Source organism: Acinetobacter sp. WU_MDCI_Abxe161 (assembly GCF_025514355.1).
GTDB classification, from domain to species: Bacteria; Pseudomonadota; Gammaproteobacteria; order Pseudomonadales; family Moraxellaceae; genus Acinetobacter; species Acinetobacter pittii_E.
The window spans coordinates 218,973-245,893 of the sequence record NZ_JAHPTU010000001.1; the positions used below are offsets into that span (position 1 = coordinate 218,973).

General features: G+C 37.8%; 23 protein-coding genes. 12 read left to right on the forward strand and 11 right to left on the reverse strand.

Annotated elements, in window-relative coordinates:
- The first annotated feature begins 30 nt into the window (after positions 1 to 30).
- The 6 genes from KTI78_RS01040 to KTI78_RS01065 all read left to right on the forward strand — a co-directional run bounded on the left by KTI78_RS01040 (position 31) and on the right by KTI78_RS01065 (position 7,264).
- On the forward strand, positions 31 to 1,473 hold the full coding sequence (locus KTI78_RS01040) for a cryptochrome/photolyase family protein (protein WP_262444953.1): 1,443 nt from the start codon (positions 31 to 33) through the stop codon (positions 1,471 to 1,473).
- A 192-nt stretch (positions 1,474 to 1,665) separates the two neighbouring features.
- Entirely contained in the window at positions 1,666 to 2,412 is a 747-nt protein-coding gene (locus KTI78_RS01045; protein ID WP_016140323.1) for a hypothetical protein, read from the forward strand.
- Positions 2,412 to 3,308 (forward strand): hypothetical protein, encoded by an 897-nt coding sequence (locus KTI78_RS01050; protein WP_262444954.1) that lies wholly within the window; start codon positions 2,412 to 2,414, stop codon positions 3,306 to 3,308. Before KTI78_RS01045 ends, KTI78_RS01050 begins: the two co-directional genes overlap by 1 nt.
- A complete protein-coding gene (locus KTI78_RS01055) occupies positions 3,295 to 4,545 on the forward strand; it encodes a glycosyltransferase family 2 protein (protein WP_224991477.1) in 1,251 nt (416 codons plus the stop codon). Before KTI78_RS01050 ends, KTI78_RS01055 begins: the two co-directional genes overlap by 14 nt.
- Complete coding sequence (locus KTI78_RS01060; RefSeq protein ID WP_239975178.1) at positions 4,546 to 6,390, forward strand: hypothetical protein; 1,845 nt, start codon at positions 4,546 to 4,548, stop codon at positions 6,388 to 6,390. It abuts the gene before it with no gap.
- Positions 6,368 to 7,264, forward strand: a complete 897-nt coding sequence (locus KTI78_RS01065) for a hypothetical protein (RefSeq protein ID WP_262444955.1) — start codon at positions 6,368 to 6,370, stop codon at positions 7,262 to 7,264. Before KTI78_RS01060 ends, KTI78_RS01065 begins: the two co-directional genes overlap by 23 nt.
- A gap of 7 nt (positions 7,265 to 7,271) precedes the next feature.
- Here KTI78_RS01065 and wecB read toward each other — a convergent pair whose 3' ends face one another.
- Both wecB and KTI78_RS01075 read right to left on the reverse strand, forming a co-directional pair.
- On the reverse strand, positions 7,272 to 8,414 hold the full coding sequence (wecB, locus tag KTI78_RS01070) for a non-hydrolyzing UDP-N-acetylglucosamine 2-epimerase (RefSeq protein ID WP_262444956.1): 1,143 nt from the start codon (positions 8,412 to 8,414) through the stop codon (positions 7,272 to 7,274).
- 1 nt (position 8,415) lies between these two features.
- Positions 8,416 to 9,633: a tetratricopeptide repeat protein gene (locus KTI78_RS01075; protein ID WP_262444957.1), complete on the reverse strand. Its 1,218-nt coding sequence runs from the start codon at positions 9,631 to 9,633 to the stop codon at positions 8,416 to 8,418.
- A gap of 265 nt (positions 9,634 to 9,898) precedes the next feature.
- Here KTI78_RS01075 and KTI78_RS01080 point away from each other — a divergent pair, with 265 nt between their 5' ends.
- The gene (locus tag KTI78_RS01080; RefSeq protein ID WP_262444958.1) at positions 9,899 to 10,600 is read left to right on the forward strand and encodes a VIT family protein; all 702 of its coding nucleotides are present in this window, start codon (positions 9,899 to 9,901) and stop codon (positions 10,598 to 10,600) included.
- A 117-nt stretch (positions 10,601 to 10,717) separates the two neighbouring features.
- The gene (locus KTI78_RS01085; protein ID WP_262444959.1) at positions 10,718 to 11,764 is read left to right on the forward strand and encodes an NAD(P)H-dependent flavin oxidoreductase; all 1,047 of its coding nucleotides are present in this window, start codon (positions 10,718 to 10,720) and stop codon (positions 11,762 to 11,764) included.
- Between the two features lie 37 nt (positions 11,765 to 11,801).
- Here the strand turns inward: KTI78_RS01085 and dusB are convergent, their stop codons facing one another.
- A complete protein-coding gene (gene dusB / locus KTI78_RS01090; RefSeq protein WP_016140314.1) occupies positions 11,802 to 12,827 on the reverse strand; it encodes a tRNA dihydrouridine synthase DusB in 1,026 nt (341 codons plus the stop codon).
- An 83-nt stretch (positions 12,828 to 12,910) separates the two neighbouring features.
- Between dusB and KTI78_RS01095 the strand changes: the two genes are divergently transcribed.
- Together KTI78_RS01095 and KTI78_RS01100 are read left to right on the forward strand one after the other, a co-directional pair.
- On the forward strand, positions 12,911 to 14,119 hold the full coding sequence (locus tag KTI78_RS01095) for a DUF1615 domain-containing protein (protein WP_239967115.1): 1,209 nt from the start codon (positions 12,911 to 12,913) through the stop codon (positions 14,117 to 14,119).
- A complete protein-coding gene (locus tag KTI78_RS01100; protein ID WP_262444960.1) occupies positions 14,086 to 14,742 on the forward strand; it encodes an HAD-IB family hydrolase in 657 nt (218 codons plus the stop codon). The genes KTI78_RS01095 and KTI78_RS01100 overlap by 34 nt, the downstream gene beginning before the upstream one ends.
- A gap of 26 nt (positions 14,743 to 14,768) precedes the next feature.
- Here the strand turns inward: KTI78_RS01100 and proB are convergent, their stop codons facing one another.
- The 8 genes from proB to uvrB form a co-directional block, all read right to left on the reverse strand.
- Complete coding sequence (gene proB, locus KTI78_RS01105) at positions 14,769 to 15,902, reverse strand: glutamate 5-kinase (RefSeq protein ID WP_016140311.1); 1,134 nt, start codon at positions 15,900 to 15,902, stop codon at positions 14,769 to 14,771.
- Positions 15,903 to 15,917: 15 nt separating this feature from the next.
- Positions 15,918 to 17,138: an Obg family GTPase CgtA gene (gene cgtA / locus KTI78_RS01110; protein ID WP_016140310.1), complete on the reverse strand. Its 1,221-nt coding sequence runs from the start codon at positions 17,136 to 17,138 to the stop codon at positions 15,918 to 15,920.
- A gap of 179 nt (positions 17,139 to 17,317) precedes the next feature.
- A complete protein-coding gene (locus KTI78_RS01115; RefSeq protein WP_016140309.1) occupies positions 17,318 to 17,992 on the reverse strand; it encodes a hypothetical protein in 675 nt (224 codons plus the stop codon).
- Positions 17,993 to 18,003: 11 nt separating this feature from the next.
- Complete coding sequence (locus KTI78_RS01120) at positions 18,004 to 18,729, reverse strand: hypothetical protein (protein WP_016140308.1); 726 nt, start codon at positions 18,727 to 18,729, stop codon at positions 18,004 to 18,006.
- Between the two features lie 149 nt (positions 18,730 to 18,878).
- Positions 18,879 to 20,336 carry a glyceraldehyde-3-phosphate dehydrogenase gene (locus KTI78_RS01125; protein ID WP_224991488.1) on the reverse strand — a complete coding sequence of 486 codons (1,458 nt, stop codon included), beginning with the start codon at positions 20,334 to 20,336 and terminating at the stop codon, positions 18,879 to 18,881.
- Positions 20,337 to 20,552: 216 nt separating this feature from the next.
- Positions 20,553 to 21,500 carry an EamA family transporter RarD gene (gene rarD, locus KTI78_RS01130; RefSeq protein ID WP_239975171.1) on the reverse strand — a complete coding sequence of 316 codons (948 nt, stop codon included), beginning with the start codon at positions 21,498 to 21,500 and terminating at the stop codon, positions 20,553 to 20,555.
- A 110-nt stretch (positions 21,501 to 21,610) separates the two neighbouring features.
- Positions 21,611 to 22,198 (reverse strand): lipocalin family protein, encoded by a 588-nt coding sequence (locus tag KTI78_RS01135; RefSeq protein WP_016140305.1) that lies wholly within the window; start codon positions 22,196 to 22,198, stop codon positions 21,611 to 21,613.
- Between the two features lie 92 nt (positions 22,199 to 22,290).
- Positions 22,291 to 24,312 carry an excinuclease ABC subunit UvrB gene (gene uvrB / locus KTI78_RS01140; RefSeq protein ID WP_016140304.1) on the reverse strand — a complete coding sequence of 674 codons (2,022 nt, stop codon included), beginning with the start codon at positions 24,310 to 24,312 and terminating at the stop codon, positions 22,291 to 22,293.
- A gap of 180 nt (positions 24,313 to 24,492) precedes the next feature.
- Here uvrB and KTI78_RS01145 point away from each other — a divergent pair, with 180 nt between their 5' ends.
- Together KTI78_RS01145 and KTI78_RS01150 are read left to right on the forward strand one after the other, a co-directional pair.
- Positions 24,493 to 25,284 (forward strand): hypothetical protein, encoded by a 792-nt coding sequence (locus KTI78_RS01145; RefSeq protein ID WP_032053069.1) that lies wholly within the window; start codon positions 24,493 to 24,495, stop codon positions 25,282 to 25,284.
- Between the two features lie 174 nt (positions 25,285 to 25,458).
- Complete coding sequence (locus KTI78_RS01150) at positions 25,459 to 26,895, forward strand: sensor domain-containing diguanylate cyclase (protein ID WP_262444961.1); 1,437 nt, start codon at positions 25,459 to 25,461, stop codon at positions 26,893 to 26,895.
- Positions 26,896 to 26,921: the final 26 nt, after the last annotated feature.

Here is a 26,921-nt window from a genome sequence, read left to right on the forward strand (position 1 = left end):
GCTCACTTAAATTTATAAAGGTCATTTTTCATGTCAAACGTAAATCAGCTGGTTTGGTTTCGTCAGGATTTAAGAGTTCGAGACCATGCTGCTTTATGGCATGCTTCTCAACAAGGACCTTGTATTGGATTAATTATTTTATCGCCTGAACAATGGCAAACGCACCACGACGCACCTATAAAAATTAATTTCTATTTACGTCAGCTTCAACAGCTCAAAAAAGAATTAGAACAGCTTAATATTCCACTTATTATCCAAGTCACTCCTTACTGGAAAGGTATTGCTGACTTAATAGGTAAACTGACAAATCAGCTCAATATTGAAAACGTCTATTCAAATATAGAGATCGGCTTTAATGAATTAAAAAGAGATAAAACTGTACAGGAAGTTTTAAATCAGCAAGGTAAAGAACTATTTTTATTCCATGACCGTACAATTTTTCCTTTACGTTCTATTCGCAATCAGTCACAACAGCCCTATCAGGTTTTCGGTGCATTCAAAAAAGCCTGTTATTCAAAATTGGATATTAGCGGTTTACCTCAATGCTATCCGATTCCTGAAAAACAAAATGACTACCCCACTTCTTTTTCAAAAATAAACAGCTTAACTCTAGAAGATATCGAAGCTTTTTTTGACTCATCTGTTTCTAAAGAACAAGAAGACCTATGGCCAGTTGGAGAGAGATTTGCTCTAGAGCAGCTCGACGTATTTATTAAAGATCATTTATCTGACTATAAATTAGAGCGTGACTTTCCCCATGTAAAAGGAACTAGTCAACTTTCTCCCTATTTAAACCTTGGAATTTTGTCTATTCGTCAGTGTTTACAGGCCCTTTTTAGAACTGAACATGGCAACTTTCATTTGACGAATGTAGGCCAGCAGACTTGGCTAGATGAACTGCTTTGGCGAGAATTTTATCAACATATTTTATTTGATTTCCCCCATGTTTCTAAACACATTCCATTTAAAAAGGATACTCAGAAAATCAAATGGAATTATAATCCCGAGCACCTCACCGCATGGCAAACTGGCCAGACGGGTATACCGATTATTGATGCTGGAATGCGCCAACTTCTCAAAACAGGATGGATGCATAATCGTGTTCGCATGATTACTGCCATGTTTTTATGTAAAAACTTACTGATAGATTGGCGTATTGGTGAACAATGGTTTATGGAGCATTTAATCGATGGTGATTTAGCAGCAAACAATGGTGGTTGGCAATGGTGCGCTTCTACAGGAACCGATGCTGTACCTTACTTTAGAATTTTTAATCCTATTGCTCAATCAAAGAAATTTGATCCAAATGGGGATTATATTCGTCAATGGGTTGAAGAATTAGCTCATCTAGACAATAAAGCCATTCATGAGCCCTACTCAACCAAAACGAATACTCAGTTAAATTATCCAAAACCAATAGTTGATTTAAAGGAAACCCGTCTTAAAGCAATTGAAACTTTCAAGAGTATTTAAATAAGAGTTAGGTCTTATCTGTTTATTTTTAATTAAAAAATAATAACAGTATTTGACTAAATGGTGACTTTGATCTAAAAATAAACATAATAGATACTTAAAAAGGTCATAAACAACAATAACTTCGTAATACCTCACATTTAGTAATAAAAGTATAAAAACTATCATTACCAGAAGGTAACCATAGCTCACATGCAACAACAACAAAAGAACCCTGGAAGAACACTCGTCTTATGGATTATCGCAGCTCATCTATTTATGGGCATAGTAGCGTATGAGTGGTTGCCTGTAAGTTTTAGAGGAAGCTGGATTTTCATCCTTATTCTTTTAATTTCTGGAGCTTTTTTACAAGTTGGTGCATCTTTAATCGTTGGGCTAATCGCTTTCGTAGGGGTTGCTGTATATTTCTTGCTTGATTTAAGTGCACAAACCCATATTGAAAGGCAGCTTCTTTTACTTTTTATTATCCCTCTCATTCCTCTTTTTCTTAGCGCTATACGCCATAATATTGAAATTAATGTCCAAAAGTACCGTGACATTCAAAGCTATGACCGTAATTACCGACGTGATATTTTCCCGCTGAGTGCACTCAAGTACTTTCAACGTAGTTTCTTTAAACTTCTCGATCATCATCAAATACAAGACTATGAAGTCTTTGAAATCAAAATTCTCAACCGAAGCTTAATTAAAGAAATGTTAGGTGATGATGTATGGAAAACCACTCAAAATGAAATGATCAAAATTTTGAGCCAACATCAGCCGCAAGAAATTATTTTCCAATTTGCCGATGATGATCTTGAAAAAATATACAGTATTGTAATTCGCAACCAAAAAACGGATGAAGAACCTGATTTTATTAAAAAATTAAGAGAAATTATGACACTACGTCTTGAGGTGGAATATAAAGTTATTCCTATTCCGCCTGAGGAGATGAACTAATGTCCAATCTTCTTAATATTTGTGGAATTATTATAGCTTCTAGCCAATATCCAGACGCTACTTTACAACAGTTCTACCGCCAATATTATCATTGTGAAATTAAAGCAGAACAAAATAAAAAAGAAGTTCAGAGTACAGATGATCTTTCTATGTTTTTCCCATTTCAAGATACATGGTGGCCTGTTTTTACAATTGACCAAATCAGTTCAGATAGTTTTCAACAGCTGATTCACAAAGGAATTAAGCCTGGCATTATATTACCGGATGAAGTATTCGGATTTCCTCATTATTTCTTGCTCAAAGAAGCAGTAAGCCAAGGTGCGATTCCGATTGCACTCTATAAATCAGAGCAACCTCAATATTTTGCGGCCAAAGCCACATTTTCCACTGCTATTGGTTTACGGCCCATGGCTGCTTTTGTTTCAACAGGTTGGGATGAAAATTTAATTTCACAACCTGCGGGTAGCTATATTATTCAATTTAATCCGGCACAGCTTCCCCTACCTTCACGAGAAATCTTGCAAGGCCAACATTTATTCTACTCAGCTAAAAGTTTTAATAACCATATGTCTGGTTATGAAATTATTATTAATCCTCCTGCTGATTTGCCAACAACAAATATTCGATACCCTCAACTCGGTATCTCTTGGAAATTTAATAATATCAATTATGTAAGTACACCCGAAGAAGTAAAAACAAGCCTTCTTGGCTATATTTTCATTGGGCTAAGCACTGTTGTAGTTCCGCTTGACCTTATTTTAACAAGTAGTTATCCAAACCTTCTCGGTACATTTGGTAGTTATATATCTTGGTTTTCACTGGTAGTCGGGCTAATTTTACTATTGTTGCTCATCTCTTCTATTATCAGGAGGGTACGAACAAATGGCTCCAATTGATATTCTCTTTTTATTTGGTTTTTTAGGGATTTGGATTCCACAAGCATTTTGGGCGTGGTTAAGTTATCAAGCTTGGAAATATTCAAAAACAGCGGAAAAAGAATTACAAAACCTTCCTATACCAGAGAGGTGGCCCGTTCTGAGTGTCTTGATCCCTGCTTACAATGAAGGCGTTGTGATTGAAGATACTTTGCATGCAATTGCTCAACAAGATTACCCAGCCGAAGCATATGAAGTTCTACTGATTAATGATGGATCTAAAGATAACACCTTAGAAATTGCCGAAAATTTGGCACAGATTTATCCTTGCATAAAAATTGTCAATGTTCCTAAAGGAATGGGGGGCAAAGGTAAATCTAGAACGCTGAATAATGGCCTTCCCCATGCCAAAGGCGAATTGATTGTTGTCTATGATGCGGACAGTACACCAGAACCCGATTGTGTTCGCCTGCTCGCTCAAACCCTCCTTGCCGATAAAAAATTAGTGGCCGTCAATGGCAAAGTAAGAACGCGCAACTGGCAAGATAGTATTTTGACCCGATTTATCGCAATCGAATTCATCTTTTTCCAATGGATTTTCCAAGGCGGGCGTTGGCAACGTTTTGAACTATCGACATTAATGGGCACAAACTATGTCATTTGGCGTGATGCTTTAGAAACCTTGGGTGGTTTTGATGAAAAATCATTAGTCGATGATACGGAAATGAGTTTTAGGATTTTTATCGGCCAAAAACGGATTAAATGGGTGCCTTATGCAATTGGTTGGCAGCAAGACCCACCCTCTTTAAGTGTATTTGTTAAACAGCGCTCCCGTTGGACTCAAGGTAATTTTTATGTAACTCGTAAATATTTACCCGTAGCGTTAAGAACGCCTTTTCCTATCGGAATTGAAATTCTAAATAACATTATGTGCTACATACTTTTTGTACCCGCTTTATTCTGGAGTCATATCACTTTAACTCTTGGGCTGCTTGATATTGCAGGTATTTCAGTCCCGGGGCCATTTACCACTTTGTGGGGGCTTTCATTTTGCCTATATGTCGCACAAATGTGGTTTACCCTTTCGCTCGAAAAAGTTAAACCAGAACTCTACTTTTACTCTGTTATATCTTATGTAAGTTACTCACAAATCTTTCTTTTTATTGTATTTAAAGCCGCATATGACATGCTTAAAAATAAAATACAGGGTAATTCCCTTCAATGGTACAAAACGGAACGTAGCAAGGAGAAAAAATAAATGAAAAAGACTTTTGATCTTTATAAAACAGCTCAAGTGCTCCTTGCCAGCACCAGTCTTATGCTCGCCATGTCTGCTCATGCGTACACATGGAAACTCGACGATATTAGTACCTCAACCAAATATACAGTCGAGCCACATTTTTTCTATATTGGAAAAGGTGCCCAGTGGCAAAGCATTCAATTTTCAAGTGATTATTCCACGGAAAGTGATACAACTTTACTCGTAAAATATGATGATAAACTGATTTATAACACTACGTTGAGCGGTGATGGTCAATTCAAATTTGATATCCCCGCAAGTCAGAGTGGCTTTCATCGTTTGGATTTTATTATTCAACAATATGCGAAACCGTCTACGCTTAATCAAACCAGAGAAACATTCTGTACAGAAGATATTGATCACCTAACTTATTTAAGCAATTCCCAACTCGACTTTACACCTATTCGTAATGAATACCGTTTAAAAGACTTGCCAGATGCTTTATTTAACCCACAAGCGAGACGTCCAACTCCTTTTGTTGGGATTTTAAAATATAATCGTAATGAGATTACAGAAGCCTCCATGCTCGCTAGGTTGGCAAGTTCATGGACTTCAATAACCCCTATTGAATGGGTCGATTCAGGTCAAACTAATTTAAATCCGGAAACAAACTTTATTATTGAAGTTATTCGCTCACCAGCACCACTAAAAGGCGGAGCATTAGTACAAATTACGAAACCTGTAGATGGTGTACCTACACTCTCCATTACTTATCACACGCAACAAGACTTAACGAGTGCAATAAATGGGTTAATTAATCCTTCTTATGTACAACAATTGAGTACAGGAAGTGCACTTTTCCCAAATACGATATCCCATCCAACTTGGGCTCAATTTAAAAAAATCGATACACTCGCTGATTTAGGCATTGAAGATTTCAGATTAAATCACGCCGAAAAAAACTTGTTCCTTGATTTCCCTGCGGTATGGCAACCAACTGATATTTTGCAAGGACAAATTGCGCTTCGTATTCAAAGTGGTTTATTACAAGGTTCCAATATTACGGCTTGGATTGATGGCGGGCTTGCAGGAAGTATGAAAACGGCGGATCTGGCTTCAGACCCAGTAAACCGTCAGTTCAATATTTTTGCAAAAGCTATTTCTAATACGACAAATTTTAGTCTAAAGCTAGAAAACTCGGTTATTGCCAATTCTCAGTGTTTACCTAATGCACACGGTTCACTTTGGATTGACACAGCCAAATCTACTGTAAAGCTTCCTCATAAACTCAAAAATGGGGTGGCAGCAATTTCAATGACTTTAGCAACGACTCCGACTATTGCGATTGATGATCAATCGGGCGCGTTAAATATTGCTATTGTATTAGGTCAAACCGCGAAAAAAATGCTTTTGACAGAAGCACCAATGCCTCTCAATCTAGTCCGTTATTCACCGAACGCGCCACAATCCGTAAATGTCCGTGTGAATAAAGATATTTATCAGCAACAGGTATTAATGCATCAGGATATTATTTATGCACCTGCTGCGCAGAATGGCTTCATTGTTAGTTATAACAATAATCGTTTTGATGTGATTACTGATTCCGAAGGTGGTGCACAAACTTTTATGCACCTTTGGGAAAAGATCCAACATAAAATTCCAAATAACGTGACCAAAATGTTAGTTTCGGAAAATGGAAATATCTATGTTTTACAAAAACTCATCGTCGGTAATCAAAAAGCTCCTTTAGTCCAACAGTCTTCTTTCTTCTTATTAGTTGTGATTATCTCTGCAATTATGATAATAATTATCTTCTTGTGGTACTGGTTAAGACGAAATAATGAGAAAACAGATACCAATTAAAATAGCTGCATTTATTATTTTAATTATATGTAGTGTCATCGCATATGCGGGGCTTTTCAAACATCAAGGTCAAGCCCCGCATATTGAAGGCATTTTTTGGCAGCCCGACAATGATACAACTCCACCAGATGGAAATTGGCACTATTTAGGTGTTGATACCTTTGTTCCCCAATGGTCTGTGGTTGAATCTAAATCATGGTGGAAAGAGTCAAATTTTCCACAATGGGAAAAAGCTATTAATTTAGAAAAAATTAAACAAGAACCTTGGGCAAAAAACATCATATTGGGCTTAGCAGGTGAATATAATGAACCTAAAGCTCGAGCTAATGTCATTGAGTTAGGTGAAAAATCTACCCAAATTATAAAAGAACAAAAAATAGCACCTAAAGGTTATTATTTTCCAGTAGAAGCAGATCCAACTTGGCTAAGAGTAAGTGCTTTAGGTCATGTATTATCTAAACTCCCCTCACCAGTCTGGGTAAGTATTTATAGTGGCGAAAGCGAACCTGAACATTATGATTTGTGGGTTAAAAGCTGGCTACCTGACCATACTGGAGTTTTTTTTCAAGATGGTGTTGGCGTGGGTGTTCGCTCACCTCAACAAGCCAAACATATTTTAGAACAACTTGAACAGAAGCTTGGGGAAGATAGAGTAATTATAGTGTTAGAAGCTTTTAGGGTAAAAAAGAATGGGCAATTTAGAGCCGCGTATCCTTGGGAAATTATTTCTCAGCTAAAAGCGTACGAAGGCAAAACTGTTTATATTTTTGATGGTCCTCATTACATGAGCCATTGGTGCGTTAATATTGTGAGCTTATGGTACCGACTCACTTATGGTGGTGTTAATAAATCCATAAGTGAGAAGAATTCTTAACTCACCATTATGCCAATTCATAAGATTTAGCAATTTGATCGAGAATACGTTGAGCAGCTTGCCCATCACCAAATGGGTTTTCTACATGCGCCATTTTCTCATAGTGCTGTTGATCAGTGAGTAGCTTTTCAGCTTCTTCAATAATTTTTTGTTGGTTTGTACCAACTAAAACACCTGCCCCAACTTCAACAACTTCAGGCCGCTCTGTAGTATCGCGTAAGATTAAAACTGGCTTATTAAATGATGGACTCTCTTCTTGTAAGCCACCTGAGTCCGTCAAAATAAAAGTAGATCGGTCTATGACTGCCAATAAACTAGGATAGTCTAATGGTTTAACAAGATGGATCTGCGAATGATTTTTAAACTTATCATGAACCACATCATGTACGGCTGGGTTTAAATGGACCGGCCAAATGAAATGTAAATCAGGATGATCTTGGGCTAAATGCTCAACCGCATTGCAAATATTTTGAATTCCACCACCAAAGTTTTCACGACGATGAGCAGTAATAAGTACAACTTTGTCATCCTGCTTTAATTGAATTCCATAAGGTTCAAGCTGATTCTTCAAATCAGATTTTTCGGAAATTAACTTACGTCCTAAATACACCGCATCAACGACTGTATTGCCTGTAACAGTAATGAGTTCTGGCGGAATTTGTTCATTAAGTAGATTTCTTTTTGATTGTTCAGTCGGGGCAAAATGCCATTTGGTAATACGTGAAACTAACTGACGATTTCCCTCTTCAGGAAAGGGATGATCCAAATCATAAGAACGCAAACCAGCTTCAACGTGCGCAACAGGAACTTTCATTGAAAACGCGACTAAACCAGCGGCTAACACAGTTGTTGTATCCCCCTGAATAACAATTGCATCTCTTTTTTGTCTGTCAGCGTATACATTCTCGATTTGACTCAAACCATGAATTAATAGCTGGTTTAAACTTTGTCCAGCATTCATAATTTTAAGACGGTGGTCAATTTCAACCCCAAAGAAATCTATCGCATCTCTGACCAATTCATCATGTTGTCCAGTAAAAATTACCTCAACTTGAAAGCGAGGATCTTGTTTTGCCAATAAAATAACAGGAGCAAGTTTGATTAATTCAGGACGGGTTCCAAATACAATAGATATAAAAACTTTCTTCATTTTAAAAATCCTTATAAAAAACGAGTTCTACTCGAGTATTGTTGTAATGATCTTTCGTATTTACTGGCACATCTTTAAAGTAATTGCCATATAGTCGTTCTACACGTAATTTTATAGGTTGATAATTAAAAGGCTGCCATGAAATGCCGGGGCCATATTCAAATAAGTTATTGTAATATTCATCTTTACTGTCAGCTAAACCATGCAATTTCATATAAGCCTGTACAGTTCCGTTTTCACCTTTATAGACATTCAGACCCGTGCGTAATCTCAAATCACCAATAACGTTATAATCTTCTCTAGAATAAGTCGCTGCATTGCCATATAAATCAGTGAAGTAATCATTAAAGCAAAGTGACTCATTACAACTATTTTGAGAATACCACTCTTGATAACCTGTCACCCCACCGACAACACTTTCACGAAACTTATCTCTATTTCGATCAATCAGATCGTAGCTTCCCCCCACTTCTAAATACATGCGCACAGGTATAGAAGTCCAAGGTTGATAATTAGCGCCCACACCTAGAGTTACTGCATTTTCATCAATAATTTCAGGTCGTACACCACCTTGAGATTGAGTATCGCGGTTTAGGTTTAAAAAACCGTAAACCTGTGCTCGACCATTATCGAGGTACTTACCATAGCGAGCTTTAAGTGGGAAAATCACATCGTCATAACGTGACTCATATGAAGGCGCAAAATAAACATCTCGGAAATAAGTTTTGACTTCCCCTCCACTTAGATTTTTTACAGCCTGTGTCGCTTTGGTGGCAATATCAGCATCTTTTGATTGTGTAAGCTCCTTAAAAACCACTAATGCCTCTTTATTATTTTTTTGAGAATTGAGCAAATAGGCTTCTTGTAATTTTAAATTATCATCTGCTGGGTCCAATGCCTCTGCTTTTCTCAAACTTTGCAAAGCAGCTTCTTGTTTCCCTAGCTGAATCTGTAAATAAGTTAAGCTTTTCCAGACTTTAATATCTTGCGGTGTCATCTCTCCAAGTTCTAATAATAACTTCTCGGCATTTTCAGGTTGAGTCTTTTCAATTTTATAAAATTGGTCCCACTTATCATAAATCGGATTACCCGGTTTATATTCTTGATTCACAATCTCTTGGGCAAAGGTAGTCTCAACACTTAAGAGGCCTAAAGCTGGACAGATCGAACCTATAACGATAAAGGAACGGGTTAGAGATTTTATTGTTTTGCTATTCATTGAGACCTCTAGTTGAAAGTAGATAGAATGTTTGCGTAGAAATAGAATTAAAATTTAATCAATAAGTATTATAATTAAACTCATAAACTGCACTATTTAAGTCTATAGAAGCCTTCCATAAGTTGTTCATTTTATCTCCTTTTATATTATGTTTTAAAAAGTACTTATCTGTTTGTTTTTCCTATCATGACACATTTTTTAATCGTATTATTGTAAATAATCTTATAGGATAAGATAAAAATTTATAACTAAAAAAGGTAAAGTCATGTCCTTTTCCCAACACTCAGAACATCACTTTATTCACCGCTCAGGTTGGTTAAGGGCAGCCGTTTTAGGTGCAAATGACGGGATCATTTCTGTTACAAGTCTAATCATGGGAATGGCTGCAAGTGGAGCCACTGCTCATACGCTTCTTATTACCTGCATTGCGGGTTTAATTTCTGGTGCAACTTCTATGGCTGCCGGAGAGTATATTTCAGTAAAATCACAAGAAGATATTGAAAAAGCGGACTTAAAGTTTGAAGCACAAGAACTTAAAAAGCATCCGCAACGTGAACTGGATGAACTCACTCAAATTTATGTAGCCAGAGGTTTAGAGCCTGATTTAGCTCGACAAGTTGCTACACAACTTACAAATCATGATGCCTTAGGTGCTCACGCACGCGATGAAATTGGTATTCACGAAAATACCGCAGCAAATCCTATCCAAGCCGCATTAGCTTCAGCTGGCTCATTTTCATTTGGGGCGTTGTTTCCCATGCTGGCTATTTTACTCAGTCCAGAAATTTGGATTGAAAAAACAGTTTTAATATTTGGTATTATTTCATTAGCTTTTTTAGGGGCGCTATCCAGTCATTTCGCAGGTACGTCTAAACTTAAAGGAAGTTTACGTATTACCTTGTGGGGAATTTTAGCGATGGCTTTTTCAAGCTGGATCGGGTCTTTATTTCATGTTTCTCCACTTTAAAAAATCAGAACTTTTAATTATTTAAGAAATAAATATTTAAAAACTAAATGCCCAATATTATTTGCGCTTGGTTCGGTTTTCACGCTATGGTGAAGATAAAGAAATGAGGTGAATAAAATGACCCTATTACAACAACTTGAAATTAAACATCCGATTTTTCTTGCTCCTATGGCAGGTGTATCTACGCCTGAACTTGCCGCAGAAGTTTCTAATCAGGGTGGTCTGGGGTCCTTAGGTCTAGGTGCAAATACAGCGCAAAGTGCTCGAGAACAGATTTTAAAAACCCAAACACTTACAGAAAAATCATTTCAGGTTAATTTTTTCTGCCATCAGCCCGAACAACTTAATCCTCAAACATCAGCACAGTGGATTGAATATTTACGTCCACAATTTGAAAAGTTCGGAGAACAGCCTCCTCAAAACTTAAACTGTATTTATCCAAGTTTTCTTGATAACGATGATTTTCTAAATGTCGTATTAGAAACCAAACCTAAAGCTGTCAGTTTTCATTTTGGTATTCCCCATCCTCATCAAATTCAGGCGTTAAAAGATGCTGGAATTATCACGATGGTATCTGCTACCAATTTAGTTGAAGCACAAGCCATTGAAGCGGCAGGTATTGATATTATTATTGCTCAAGGGATTGAAGCTGGTGGACATCGTGGAATCTTTAATAAAACCTTTGATGCAGCAATTAAAACCAGTGATTTAGTACATCTGATTGTCCAACATTGCAAACGACCTGTGGTAGCCGCTGGCGGTATTATGAATGGAGCACAAGCACGACATATGTTGAGCTTAGGAGCTACTGCTGTTCAACTCGGAACTGCCTTCGTTCAATGCCCATCTTCAAATGCATCTGTTGAATACCGTAAAGCTTTATTTAATGAGACTGTAACGCAAATCAGTGCCAGTCTTTCTGGACGTCCTGCCCGCGGCCTGCTCAACCATTGGCACACACAAATTGATTTACCTAGTCGCCCTCTTCAACCCGAATATCCATATACCTATGATTTGGCTAAGCAGCTCAATGCAATTGCAAGCAAAAATAAAGACTATGGCTTTGGTGCTTTTTGGGCGGGTAGTAATGTCTCACAAATACGTGAATTAGCTGCTGCTGATCTGGTTAACCAACTAGTCGTAGAAATGTTAGAAGATGAATAAATTTAAAAAAGCCAGTAAACATTTACTGGCTTTTTATTTAATGAGTCTGCAATAAGTTAACCTGCTCAACTTGCACATCACTCATTAAATTACCTTCAGCCAATAACTCATTAAAATAGTTTTCGACCACTAATGCTTGTTCAGCAGTGCTTTCAACTTTATACATATTTTGGCGGAATTCGTTACTTGAACGTAAGCCTTTTGTGTACCAAGCAATATGTTTACGGGCAATACGGCACCCAGAGTATTCACCATAAAATTGATATAACTCAGACAAATGTCCTAAAAGTACATCTTTGACTTCTTCAATATTAGGCGCAGCTAAGTGCTCTCCAGTTTTTAAATAATGCGCAATTTCACGGAAAATCCATGGTCGACCTTGAGCAGCACGACCAATCATAATTGCATCAGCACCAGTATAGTCGAGCACATATTTTGCCTTTTCAGGACTATCAATATCACCGTTCGCAATAAGTGGAATATTGATTAATTCTTTGACATGTTTAATCAAATCATAACGTGCTGTATTTAAATACATGTCTTCACGGGTACGACCATGTAAGGCTAGTGCAGCAATTCCCGCTTCTTCTGCCCTTTTTGCGACTCTTAAAATATTTTCTTGACCATTTAAAAAGCCCAAACGGGTTTTTAAAGTCACGGGAACGTCAACAGCAGCGACAACTGCATCAAGAATACGAGCCACTAAGTCTTCATCTTGTAGTAATGCTGAACCAGCAAGTTTGTTACATACTTTCTTGGCAGGACATCCCATATTGATATCAACAATTTGTGCACCATTTGCGACTTGATAGCGTGCAGCCTCTGCTAACTGCTCAGGATCAGAACCTGCAATTTGAGCAGAGATCGGAGCGAGTTCGCCATCAAAGTTGGCACGGTAAAGGCTTTTCTTGCTCATCCGCAAAGTTTTATCAGCAGTCATCATTTCACTGACTGCATGACCTGCGCCAAAATACTTGCAGAGTGTTCTAAATGGACGGTCTGTGACTCCGGCCATAGGAGCAACAATTAAATTATTTGACAGTTGATAGGGACCAATATACATATATATTCATACAATTGATGATCAACATAGTATACTTCATCCGCTTAATCGGCTCATCTTTTTATGCAGGTGCCCTCCTCGCCATGAACAAACCGTTGTCTTCCCGTTTTTTATTAAAATCATTCGGTATGGTCGCCGTATGCATGAGTTTAGCTGCTTGTGGTGATAAAGCTTGGTGGTCAAACGATGATGAGCCCGAACTAGAAAGCCAACAGATTAAACGTCTAATTCCATCGCGTGTGCATGACCGTGAGTCATGGGCTAAAGATATTGATGACATTATGAAAGACTTGGATATTCCTAAAACCAAGAAAAATGTCTGTAGTATTGTGGCTGTAGTTGATCAAGAATCTAACTTTGTTGCCAACCCTCAAGTGCCGGGATTAGGTCAAAAGGCGGTTGAGGAAGTTAGTACGCGTTTAAATGAAAAGTTTGAAGATAAGCTGGGCAAAACCATTGGCGGAACAATTGCCGGTTATTTTGAAGAAGTGCTAAGAACTCAGCCCTCTCCTGATAACAACTATATGAGTCAAATGCGTAAGGTTAAAACAGAGAAAGAACTCGACTTACTTTACCGAGAAATCTTCGATTTCATGGCTAAACATTATCATGTGAGCGCATTAACAGGTGCAGCCAAATTGGTTGGTCAAGATATTGGCGAGAAAATGAACCCTATTACGACTTTGGGTTCTATGCAAGTTCATATTAACTATGCGAAAGCCAATAAACGTTCAAGCATGAACACCGCTGCACTTCGTGATGACTTATATACTGAATATGGCGGTTTATATTACGGCATACATCGTTTAATGGTTTATCCAGCAAATTATGATAAAGCTATTTATCGATTTGCAGACTATAACTCAGGCATGTATTCTAGCCGTAATGCTGCTTTCCAAAGTATGCTGAAAGCTCTAACGGATACCGAAATTAGTCTGGATGGTGATCTACTTCTTTACACAAAAGATGGCGATCCGCGTGCAGCTCAAAGCCAGTCTGAAAAAGAACTGATTACAGTATTTGCAAAAAATAATATCTTAGTTACACCAAGACAGATACGTGATGATCTTAAATTAGAAAAAGAGAAAAAGTTTGAAAGTACTCAAACTTATATTGCGCTGACTAAACTTTATAAATCAAAAACTGGTAAAGAGCCGCTCTATGCAATAATGCCTCAAGTGGTGATTTCTGGGCCTAAATTAAGTCGTGATTATAATACCAATTGGTATGCAACCCGCGTAAACGGACGATATGAAACATGTATGCAACGAGCGAAACGAATAAGACTATAAAAAGTCTCGCCCTGTTCGATTTTGATGGAACCTTGTGTAGTAAAGATAGTTTTACAGGGTTCATCTTTTATGCTTTATCTAAGCGTCACATTGTTAAGCAAGGCTTGAAAATTCTGCCATGGATTCAAGCCTACTATCTTAACTTTTATCCGGCCCATGCTATGCGTGCCAAGTTATTCCGTAGCATGTTTAAAGACACCCCCGCAATTGAATTGCAAAGATTAGGTGAAGAATACGCACAAGAGTTAGTCTCTGCACTTTCACCTGAAATTTTTACTCAGTTACAACACCATCAATTGCGTGGTGATCAGGTCGTATTAGTTTCAGCTTCAATTGATGTCTATCTTGCTCCACTTTGTAAATTACTAGATATCGAGTTGATTTGTACCGAGACTCAAATTAAAAACGGTAGGATGACGGGTTACTATTCCACTCCGGATTGTAGTAGTGAACAAAAGAAGTTAAGAATACATCAGCAATATACGCTACAACTTTACCATCAGATTTATGCGTATGGTAATAGCTCAGAAGACCTAGACATGCTGAGCCTTGCCACACATCCCTATATGGTTGGTGAAGATCGTGTTTTACCTCGTTTAACCCCAGAAAAAAAGCTCGCATAAAGCGAGCTTTTTTATTTGAATAAAACTTAATAAATTGCCATATGATCACGATGAATCATTTCAAGTGAACGAGCCTCACCTAATACTTGATAAACCTTATCTGAGGCTAAGCCTTTAATAATTTCAGCAGAGCGTGAGCTAAAGTTCACTCGACCTACTGCAATACGTTTACCTTGTTTATCAACACATTCAACCACATCACCACGATCAAAATGCCCTTCAACATTTTTCACCCCAACAGGGAGCAAACTGCGATGCTTCAATTTAATCGCTTCAACGGCACCATCATCAATCACAAGACGCCCTGCTGTTTGTAAATGAGCAGCAAGCCACTGTTGATGAGCTGTCATACGATCTTTATCTGTAGTAAACAAAGTACCTAGCATCTCACCTGCCATCGCACGTGATAAGACATTATCACTTTCACCACTCGCGATGAGCGTTGGACAGCCTGACTTAGCAGCTAAACGTGCAGCACGAACTTTAGTGACCATTCCACCTCGCCCGAGTACACCCCCACCACCGGCCATATCGAATAAATCATCATCCATAGCACGAACGGTAGACAGTAATTTAGCTTCAGGATTATGACGCGGATCTGAGTCAAACATACCTTGCTGATCCGTTAAAATGATCAGTAATTCTGCGTGAACCTGACCTGCCACCATCGCAGCTAAAGTATCGTTATCACCAAAACGGATCTCATCGGTAGACACCGTGTCATTTTCATTAATGACCGGAATCACACGCCAATCAATCAAGTTTTGCAAAGCATCACATGAGTTCAAATAACGACGGCGATCTGCCAAATCATCATGAGTCAATAAAACCTGAGCAGTACGAATACCATGGTTTTCAAGCACACTAGACCAAGTATGAATTAAGCCCATCTGCCCAATTGCAGCACAGGCTTGTAGACTGGGTAGATCGGTGGGTCGACTCGCAAGCTTCATACGAACCATACCTTCTGCTACAGCTCCTGAAGACACTAAAATAATTTCGTGTCCGGCATTGTGCAGATCTGCAATCTGTTTCGCCCAATGCGAAATAGCGTCCAGATCTAAACCTTGCCCATTAGCTGTAAGTAAAGATGATCCGATTTTAACAACGATTCGTTTACACTCACTGAGCTGACGTTGCCCATCGACCACTTCTATCATGTTTCCCTCGGTTTTCTAGTCACGAACGTAGATGACTTCTACATCATTGTCGTCTTCATCATCGTCAAAATCGTCATCATCATCCATCATGCTTTCGAGACGTTGTGCTCGACGCATTGCACGATATGCTTCTTTTGCCGCAATGGTTTGTTCACGTGTTTCAACTTCTAGTTGTTCACGGAAAGCTCTTACTTCTGCTGCGTATTCAGGATCTTCAACTTCACGTTCGCGTTGTTGTTCAATTTGATCCATTAAGTAATACACAACTTCTTTTGTACCTTCGCTTAATAAGCCTGAGGTTTTAAAAACAGGCCCAGTCCACTCTAATTCATCTAGAATATGCTGGCACCACTCTTCACGACTTTCTTCAGCAATCTGGTCAAGTTTATTAAGTACTAAAACAACTGGTAATTTCGCCAACGTAGGTGAAAACTTAACCAGCTCATTCATAATTGCCTTTGCATTATGCGCTGGATCTGAACCATCAATTGGTTGTACATCAATAATGTGTAAAAGAATACGCGTACGTGCCAAATGCTTAAGGAAGCGAATTCCTAAACCTGCACCTTCTGCTGCACCTTCAATCAATCCAGGAATATCGGCCATTACAAATGAACGATGGCGGTCAGCATCGACTACACCCAAGTTTGGAACCATGGTTGTAAATGGATAATCCGCCACTTTTGGTTTTGCAGCACTTACAGCACGAATGAAAGTAGATTTACCGGCATTTGGCATACCCAATAGACCAACATCTGCCAATACTTTTAATTCAAGGCGAATTTCGCGGAACTCACCTTTTGTACCAGTCGTACATTTACGCGGCGCTCGGTTAGTTGATGATTTAAAGTGAGTATTCCCCAAACCACCTTCGCCACCACCGGCAACCAGAATTCTCTGGCCGTCTTCAACCAAATCGCCAATAATATCGCCTGAATCTGTATCAACAATTGTTGTACCAACGGGTACTTTTAAAACCACATCTTCACCACCACGTCCAGTACAGTTAGCACCTGCACCGTTCTTTCCGCGCTCAGCTCGGAATTTACGTGTGTAACGGTAATCGACTAGCGTACTTGTATCGTCATCAGCTTGAATATAGATACTTCCACCACGTCCGCCATCACCACCATCTGGGCCACCAAATGGTACAAATTTTTCACGGCGAAAACTGGCTACGCCATTGCCACCGTCGCCAGCCTCTACGGTAATGACTGCTTCATCAACAAAGCGCATCTGCCAATCCTCTAAAAACTCTAAAACCGCCTATTCTGCCATATTTTCATAAAATTCTCGAATAGAAAATGGAACTATTCCATTTATAACGAGCTGTTTTACCTTTAATCCAGCAGAAGCTTTTAGATTTGCAAATAGGATCTTCATAAAAAATAAAATTTAGTCAATTTATTTAATTATCAAGGATGCACATTACGCAGAGGTAAGGTCATTTGCATATCAAGATTTGCTTTTGTTTTTGGCACAGAATTATACATGATGGCATTAAATGACGAGACATTACCCATTTCCATAGGGTCATTCACGTTTAAGCTCGGTTTAAACTGATGTTTCACCGATAAATTTACAGGCTCATCGAATTCAAAATAAACAGGACCATCAAAAACAATTTTAACGGGAACGGTATAACTACGTTTTAGATTAAAAGGCACATCCAACTTAATAGGAATATCTAATTTAAGTGGAAATTTTGGTAAAAATTTACTTTGATAGACCAAATCCGTAGTGGTTTCCAAAGGCATAACCTGATCAATTTTTAGAGTTGTTGAATAGTCCACACTTACCGTAATTGGTGTTTCTACAGCAAAATTTAAATCTGCTAAATATTTGCCTTTTAAAGGTAAAGTTAATTGGCGGTCTATATCTAATGTTGTATCAAGTTTACCAATAGACTGGACTTGCAAAGTATTGCCAACTTGGATTTTTGTTTCTAGCGAATCAGGTAAACTAATATCGGCATTATGAGCAGAAACGACTAAATTTGCCTGAATGTTGAGATACACCCAAAACATAATAGCCGCAAGAATCATCATTAAGAAGAAACTGATTACCATACTCTTGAGTGAACGAAACATTGGCATCCACCCTATTGATCAGCTGTTTTCTGTGATGTTTCTGAACCTATTACTCGATTTAATCGCATAGTGGACAGAGGAATTTTTAACTCACCATTTGCAATCTTAACAGGTAAAGTATTTTTCACATCAACCGAAGCATTTAATGCTGTTTTGACAGGTACGTTTAAATTACCTTCAATTGGAATATTCGTGTCTAATCTCGCTTTTAGAGGAATATGTAGATTTTCTTTTAATACTGTGCGTACTGGCGCATCAAATTTTAAATGAACCTTTTGCTCAAGCGGAACCTTAATATCAATTGGCACATCAAGTTTTAATGGGATTGTACCTTTCAATGGTAACGTAATATCACGTCCCAAAACTCTCACCTGAACCTTGGTATCAATTGGTAAATTTTGCTCAACTTTTAATGTTTCTTTGACAGGAATAGTGGTGCTAATCGGCACCATATTATCGAAATAAACACGTGGAGTTAATGTTTGTGTTAATGGAATATTCAGTTGCTCATCAATTGGAATACTGGCATTTACTCGACCTTTTACATCCACATTTAAAGCATCTTGTACTTTAACTTTAACTTGTAGAGGCTCTTGTAAATCAATAGCAACAGCTTGATTTTTCAATGGAATATAAATATTAAAATGCTTAAATACCCATATTGCAATCAGAACACCACATAAATTGGCAATAATGATGAATATAAAAACGACCAATAAACGTTTAAACTGCGACAATTCCTATCCCTTACTATTTTCTTTTTTTCCTTAATTTGTATTCTCATTTATTTACAAAGAATAGTCAGCATATATTTTGTACAGTTGTAAAAAAACCCAGTCTAAACTGGGTCTTTTTGTGAAAAACTTTTATAGATCGTTAAATGATCTTAAGCATTCAATTCTGCTGGAATTTTTTTGTAGCTTACGCCGCACATTTGTTCTGCGATACGTAATACCTGACAGCTATAACCAACTTCGTTATCATACCAAACATAAGCAGTTAAACGGTTACCAGAAGTAATCGTTGCTTGAGCATCGTATACACCTGCTGTACGAGAACCGATAAAGTCACTCGATACAACTTCAGTCGAGTTGGTATAACCAATTTGACCTTGAAGGCTAGAGTTAATCGAGATTTGACGAATGTATTCGTTCACTTCTTCACGATCAACTTCTTTATCAAGTGTTAAGTTCAAGATTGCAAGAGATACGTTTGGTGTAGGAACACGTACAGAGTTACCAGTTAACTTACCTTTCAATGCAGGTAATGCTTTAGCAACTGCTTTAGCTGCACCAGTTTCTGTAATTACCATGTTCAAAGTAGCAGCACGGCCACGACGATCTGCTTTATGGTAGTTATCGATTAAGTTCTGGTCATTTGTAAATGAGTGAACAGTTTCAACATGACCGTTAAGAACTTTATATTTGTCATCCAACACTTTAAGAATTGGAGTAATTGCATTGGTTGTACAGCTTGCAGCAGAGATGATTTTATCTTCATCTAAGATATCTGAGTTGTTTACGCCAAATACAACGTTTTTCATTTCGCCTTTACTTGGTGCAGTCAATACAACACGTGCAACGCCTGGGCATTTCAAGTGTTGGCTTAGACCTTCAGCATCACGCCATTTACCAGTGTTGTCGATTAAAAGTGCGTTTTCAATACCGTATTCAGTATAGTCAACTTCGCTTGGGCTAGATGCATAAATCACTTTAATGAAGTTACCGTTAGCAATGATTGCTTCGTTTTCTTCATCAACAGAAATTGTACCAGCGAAAGTACCGTGAATAGAGTCACGACGAAGTAAAGAAGCACGTTTTGCCAAGTCACCGTCAGAAGACTTACGTACAACAATTGCTTTAAGGCTTAAACCACGACCTAAACCTGATTGGCTAATGATTAAACGAGCCAAGATACGGCCAATACGACCGAAACCGTAAAGAACTACATCTTTAGGTTGTTCAGAAGTTGCGCTTCCTTGAATTGACTCAACAGCTTGAGCAACAAAAGCATCAACATCACCGCCTTTTTCTTTATATTCAACAGCAAGTTTACCGATATCAACTTCTGCAGAACCAATGTTTTCAACTTTTGCTAAAGCTTCTAAAATTGGGAAAGTATTTACAACAGAAAGCTCAACGTCTACAACACGTGTACGGCGGTGAGTTTTCAAAATTTGGATAACAGAACGGTTAATTAAAGAGCGACCGTAAACAGATACGACAATATTTTTTTCACGGTATAATTGACCGATTAATGCAATCATACGTTCCGCGATTTCTTCACGGTTTTTCCAACGGCCTTGGTGTTCAGCGTGCAGGGCGATGATAGTGTCTTTGCTCACAGATACGTCCTCTAATTAATTATATCTAGGCGTGATTTTTAAAACCCCGTAATTGTAATGGAATTATTGACAAGAATGAATCAAAAGCTGACGTTAGTGACTAGATTTTCCTAAAATTCATCATAAATTCATAAAATACCTATAATTATTTTTTATTATCTAATTGTTTAAATCAGCTAAATTTTTGCTTTTTCTTACTTTTTAGATTCTAACGACCTAATCAAACTCATCATTTTTTAATCTTTTTTGATATTTCTCGATGTTGAGCTGCAAATTTTTGGCCTTTTGTTGTTGTTGATAAAGATGAATTGCCCCTTCTAAAACGAGTACGAATACAGCACACCAAATCGGAATATAAGTGAACCATTCTTCTTGACCAATGCTCTCCCCTAAAACTAAAGAAGCTAAAGCAAGTAATACTGGTTCTAAATATCCTAATAGACCAAATACGACTAAAGGTAAAAAACGGCTTGCTAAAATATAACTTCCTAGCCCAATAGCACTTAAAATTCCAAGTCCTATAATCACCAAACTCAGCGTCGGCTGATCAAAAAACTTACTATATGGCAGTAAACCTGTATGCGTTAAATAAATCGCAACCGGCATGATAATGACCAAATCCCACCAGAAGCCACCTAAGTTGTCTGTTTTAATTTTCTTGCGTAATAAAAAGTAGGCAGAATATCCAACTGCAACCAATGCTGTTTCCCAAGCAATACTTCCTAAACGCCATATTTCATGGCTAACCCCAATGACTGCGAGAACAATCGCCACCCATTGAAATTTTGATATTTTTTCGCCATAGAGCACACTTCCAGCTAAGACCAGAACCAGCGGTAATAGGAAATATCCTAAAGATACTTGTAGCCCACGCCCATGCATTGGCCCCCATAAAAAAAGCCAAAGCTGTACTGAGGTTAAAATAGAGGTCGTGATTAGCAGCAATAATAAAGAAGGTTTAGCCAGAATGCGTTGATAGATATTTTTGATATAGGCTAAATCACCACTCCACCACATAAACAAAGTTAAGAATGGTACTGTTGCAATAATTCGCCATCCAAAAGTTTGTTCGCTATCGAGCTGACTTAATAATTGAGTATAAAAATAAAGTACACCAAAAGTGAATGATGCCATGACAGACAAGATCACGCCCTTAAACATCATCAACCTCTTAGACTTTAGTAAAAATAGCCCACTACAATACTTGATTTATCCACTATAAAAAAGAAAAAACCATGCAAAAACATGGTTTTTTCTTAAGGAGGTATACATCATTATTCTTTATGTTCTGTACGGATAATATCTCGAATATCAAAACCTAATGTTTTTGCATAATTTAGATATTCATCTACCACTTCTTGCTCAGGATGAGGAGTTCTTGATAGAACCCAAAGATATTTACGTGAAGGTTCCCCGACTAAAACCGTCTGATAGTCTTCATCAATTTTTAAAATCCAGTAATCCCCACGGATGACTGGAATCCATCTTACCGCTTCAGGTAAAAAACTTACCTTCAATTTGGTGTTATATGGCGGGTTAACCACAAAGGCTTCCCCAACAGATTGCTGTAATTGTTTTCTGTTATCGTAGCAGCGGTTATCTACAACTATATTTCCATTTTCATTTAAGGTGTAAGTTGCAGACACGTTGTAAGCACATTTTTTCTGGAAAAAAGCTGGCTTACGGGCGACTTCATACCAAACACCTAAATATCGGTCCAGTTCAACTTTATAGACAGTTTGCAAGGGTTTCGGCTGAGCGTAGACATAGGTTCCAACAGCTAAACCAGCCAAAACGACACCGCCCAACGCAATTTTAGCCAAACGCCAGCTGGCTTGCGGAACATTATTTTGAAATGCCATTGTTGCCCTCAACGATTAGTTGTGAATACAAAGAACTCAATTATCTACACTAGCTTGTTTTTTAAACACATTATGTAGCGTTATGTATTCGTTTATTGCAACATTTGCGCTTTTAATCGAAGGATTTCATCACGTATTCGAGCTGCCTGTTCAAACTGTAAATCTTTCGAGGCCTTTAACATCTCTTTTTCCAGTTTAGTAATATGCTTACTAAACAATTTTGGATCTGAGAGAATATGTCTTTCATCCGCACTTAAAGCTTGTGCCTGTTCAAGAACCTTCTCATCAATCTCATCATCTGAAAGTACTTCACCTGAATCAATTTCTTTGATGACCTGACGAACAGCACTGCGTGGCGTAATACCATGTAACTCGTTAAACTCGATTTGTTTAGCTCTACGACGCTCAGTCTCATCTATTGCTTTTTGCATAGAATCGGTGATTCGGTCAGCATATAAAATTGCTTTACCTTTCACGTTACGCGCAGCACGACCAATCGTTTGAATGAGTGAACGCTCTGAACGTAAAAAGCCTTCTTTATCTGCATCTAAAATAGCAACTAAAGAAACTTCTGGCATGTCGAGACCTTCACGCAGTAAGTTAATACCAACCAACACATCGAACACACCTGTACGTAACTCATGAATAATTTTGACACGTTCAACTGTATCAATATCTGAGTGTAAGTAAGCGACTTTAACCCCATATTCTTTTAAATAAGAAGTCAGATCTTCTGCCATACGTTTTGTTAAAGTAGTCACCAACACACGTTCATTTAGGTTCTTACGAATATTAATCTCAGAAAGAACATCATCAACTTGAGTTAATACAGGACGAACTTCAATTTCAGGGTCGATTAGTCCTGTTGGACGTACCACTTGCTCAACCACTTGCTCAGACTTTTCTAGCTCATATCTAGCTGGTGTCGCACTTACAAAAATGGTCGTCGGTACAATGCGCTCCCACTCTTCAAATTTCATTGGTCGATTATCAAGTGCACTTGGTAAACGGAAACCATAATTCACTAAATTTTCTTTACGTGATCGGTCGCCTTTATACATTGCTCCAATTTGCGGAACAGTAACGTGTGACTCATCAATTATCAGCAACGCATCTTCTGGCACATAATCAAATAAAGTTGGAGGCGCTTCACCAGCTGGACGGCCCGATAAATGACGTGAATAGTTTTCGATACCGTTGGTATAGCCCAACTGTTGCATCATTTCCAAATCATAGCGGGTGCGCTGCTCAATACGCTGAGCTTCTAACAATTTGTCATGTTCACGGAAGAATTTAAGTTGATCTTGTAACTCATCTTTAATCGTATCAATGGCACGAGTCAGATGGTCTTTTGGTGTTACATAATGACTTTTTGGATAAATCGTAACGCGCGGAACTTTACGAACCATTTTACCGGTTAGCGGATCAAACCAACGGATGGAATCAACCTCATCATCGAACAGCTCTATACGAATCGCATGTTGATCAGATTCGGCAGGGAAAATGTCAATAATTTCGCCACGAATTCGATAGGTACCACGTAAGAACTCAAGTTCATTACGCGTATATTGCATTTCAACCAAACGACGAATGATTTCATCACGACTTACGCGGTCGCCCTCAACCACATGCAGTAACATTTGCATATAGGCATTTGGGTCGCCCAAACCATAAATTGCAGATACCGAAGCCACAATAATTGCATCACGACGCTCTAATAAAGCTCGTGTTGCTGACAATCGCATCTGATCGATGTGATCATTAATGGCCGCATCTTTTTCAATAAAAGTATCTGAAGATGGGACATATGCCTCTGGCTGGTAGTAATCATAATAACTTACGAAATACTCAACCGCATTATTGGGAAAGAACGCTTTAAATTCTCCATAAAGCTGGGCAGCCAATGTTTTGTTATGAGCCATCACAATTGTAGGTCGCTGTGTTTGAGCGATTACATTCGCCATGGTATAGGTTTTACCCGAGCCAGTTACACCCAGTAATAACTGATTACGAAAACCATGCTCGATACCATTTACCAGCTTTTCAATGGCCTGTGGCTGATCACCTGCTGGCTGATAATGTGTGACCAAATCAAAAGGTTGATTTTCGTTCAAAGTTATCTCTCTTTATGAAAAAATTGAATTTAACGTCTTACCCTTTAATGGGGATTTTTATCTTAATTTAAAGTCTAAATTGGGCTGGAAATTCAATGTAAAAGATTAAGCATCTTAACACTTGACCAATACCCTAATCGGTTGCAACATGAAGCTATCCATTAAACAAAAAGTATAACCATGACCTATCAATATCATGATGAAAGTATTGTAACCGAACTTCCTGAAGATACAGTTTTTGTATTTGGAAGTAATCTTGCTGGACAACACGGTAGCGGTGCAGCACGTGTGGCAAGTCAGCACTTCGGAGCAGTTGAAGGTGTAGGTCGTGGCTGGGCTGGACAGAGCTTTGCAATTCCAACTTTAAATGAACACATTCAACAAATGCCACTTTCCCAAATTGAGCACTATGTTGAAGACTTCAAAATTTATGCAAAAAATCATCCTAAAATGAAATATTTTGTTACTGCTTTAGGTTGTGGTATTGCGGGTTATAAAGTTTCGGAAATTGCTCCTCTTTTTAAAGGCATTTATCACAACGTTATTTTTCCGGAATCTTTTAAACCTTATGTTGAAGATAATGCGGTATCTCAGTTTCCGACTTTAACTCAAAAGATGGTACAAAGTTTCATTAACGACGAGGTTATTTTTTACTTTAACCATGGCAGTGAATCTTTTGAAGAAGCCTTAGATAAAACTGATTTATCTGATGCTGAAAAAGCCATAGCACTGATTGTTTTAAATGAAGAGTTGTATCCACGAGATCGTTATGGACGAGGCCGTGATCATGAGCTTAGTGATATTTTAGGTAAGCTCAATGGTAAAATTTTTAATCTTCATGGAAATTCAGAAGGTGCTATGATTTTTGTCAGTGCTGTGGTTGCACTTATGGAACTTTACGATTTTGATGAACAAGATTTTATCAAACTATGGCGTGGCGAAAAAAATATTGATCACCCGATTAATCGTTAAGTTTTCTTATAAATCATGAGTTAAGCAGGTCAATTCTGCTTTCTCATTATTTTATTTTTACTTACCTTTAATCTTTTTATTTTTAATTATTCTAATAGATTTAAACTCTTTACCCTCCCAAATATCAATTTTTCTCATTATACTTTAGGGCGAACTGAATACTTAAAGAAACATATGGAAACTTTAGATTCTTCGATTTTTGACCTTAGCCCAATTCCAATGTGGATTGAGGATTTCAGTGAAGTTAAAAAACAATTTGATTTATGGAGAAATCAAGGCATTGAAAACCTGCATGAATTTTTAAATCAAAATCAAAATTTAATTACTGAATGTGCCCATAAAATTAAAATAATTCGCGTTAATCAAAAAACATTAGAACTTTTTGAAGCAGAAACACAAGAAGAATTATGCTCCAGTTTAAATTTGATTTTCAAAAAGGAAATGTTTGAATCACATATTTATGAGCTAGAAGAACTTTGGGATGGTAAAACTCATTTTTCAAGTACTACAGTGAATTACACTTTATCAGGCAAACGCATTGATGTTCAGCTCAGAGGTTCTATTTTACCTGGCTTTGAATCTAATTTTGAACGTGTATTAATTACCACTGAAGATATTACGCCCTATCAAAATGCGCTTCGTCAGGAAGAAAAAAATCGTCGCTTAGCTGAATCAATGTTTATCTACTCACCAACTTCTCTTTGGGTCGAAGATTTCAGTCGTATAAAAAATAGAATTGATCAACTTAGGCTATTAGGAATTGAAGATTTTAGAACTTTTCTGGATGTTCATCCTGAATTTGTCCGCCAATGTATAGAAGATATTTTAATTTTAGATGTTAATCAGGCCACTATAGATTTATTTAAGGCTCCTGATAAGTCTACCCTTCTTAGAAATACACATAAGATTTTTGCTGAAGAAATGATTGAAACCTTTCGAGAGCAACTCATCGAATTGTGGCAAGGGAATATTCATCATAAACGTGAAGCGATTAACTACGCTTTAGATGGCCAAATCAGAAATGTCTTGCTGCAATTTACCGTCTTTCCGGGATATGAAAAGACGTGGGGACTTGTACAAGTTGCACTGACAGATATTACTGCGCGGAAAAAAGCAGAAAACTATCTTGAATATTTAGGACAACATGATGTCCTTACCAAACTATATAACCGTGCTTTTTTTACCGAGGAACTTAATCGTTTAAACCGAAGTATTATTCGACCAGTTTCTTCAATTTTTTTAGATATGAATGGCTTAAAAGAAACAAATGATCAGTTTGGCCATGATATTGGGGATGGCTTATTACGTCGTGTGGGGAATATTTTAAGTCAGGCTATTTTAAACACCGCATATACGGCATCTAGAATAGGTGGCGATGAGTTCGTGATTTTAATGCCGGGGGCTGATGAAGCGATTGTTCAAATTATGCTTCAAACCATTCAGGAACTTTTTAATATCGACAATCAATATTATTCAAGCCATCCTATTAGCATCGCAATTGGGCATGCCACCACTCAAACAAATGAACAAATTGAGGACATGTTAAAGCGAGCAGATCATCACATGTACCAAAAGAAAAAAAGCTATTATCAGGAAATTTTACTCAAATAATAAAAAACAGGCATATTGCCTGTTTT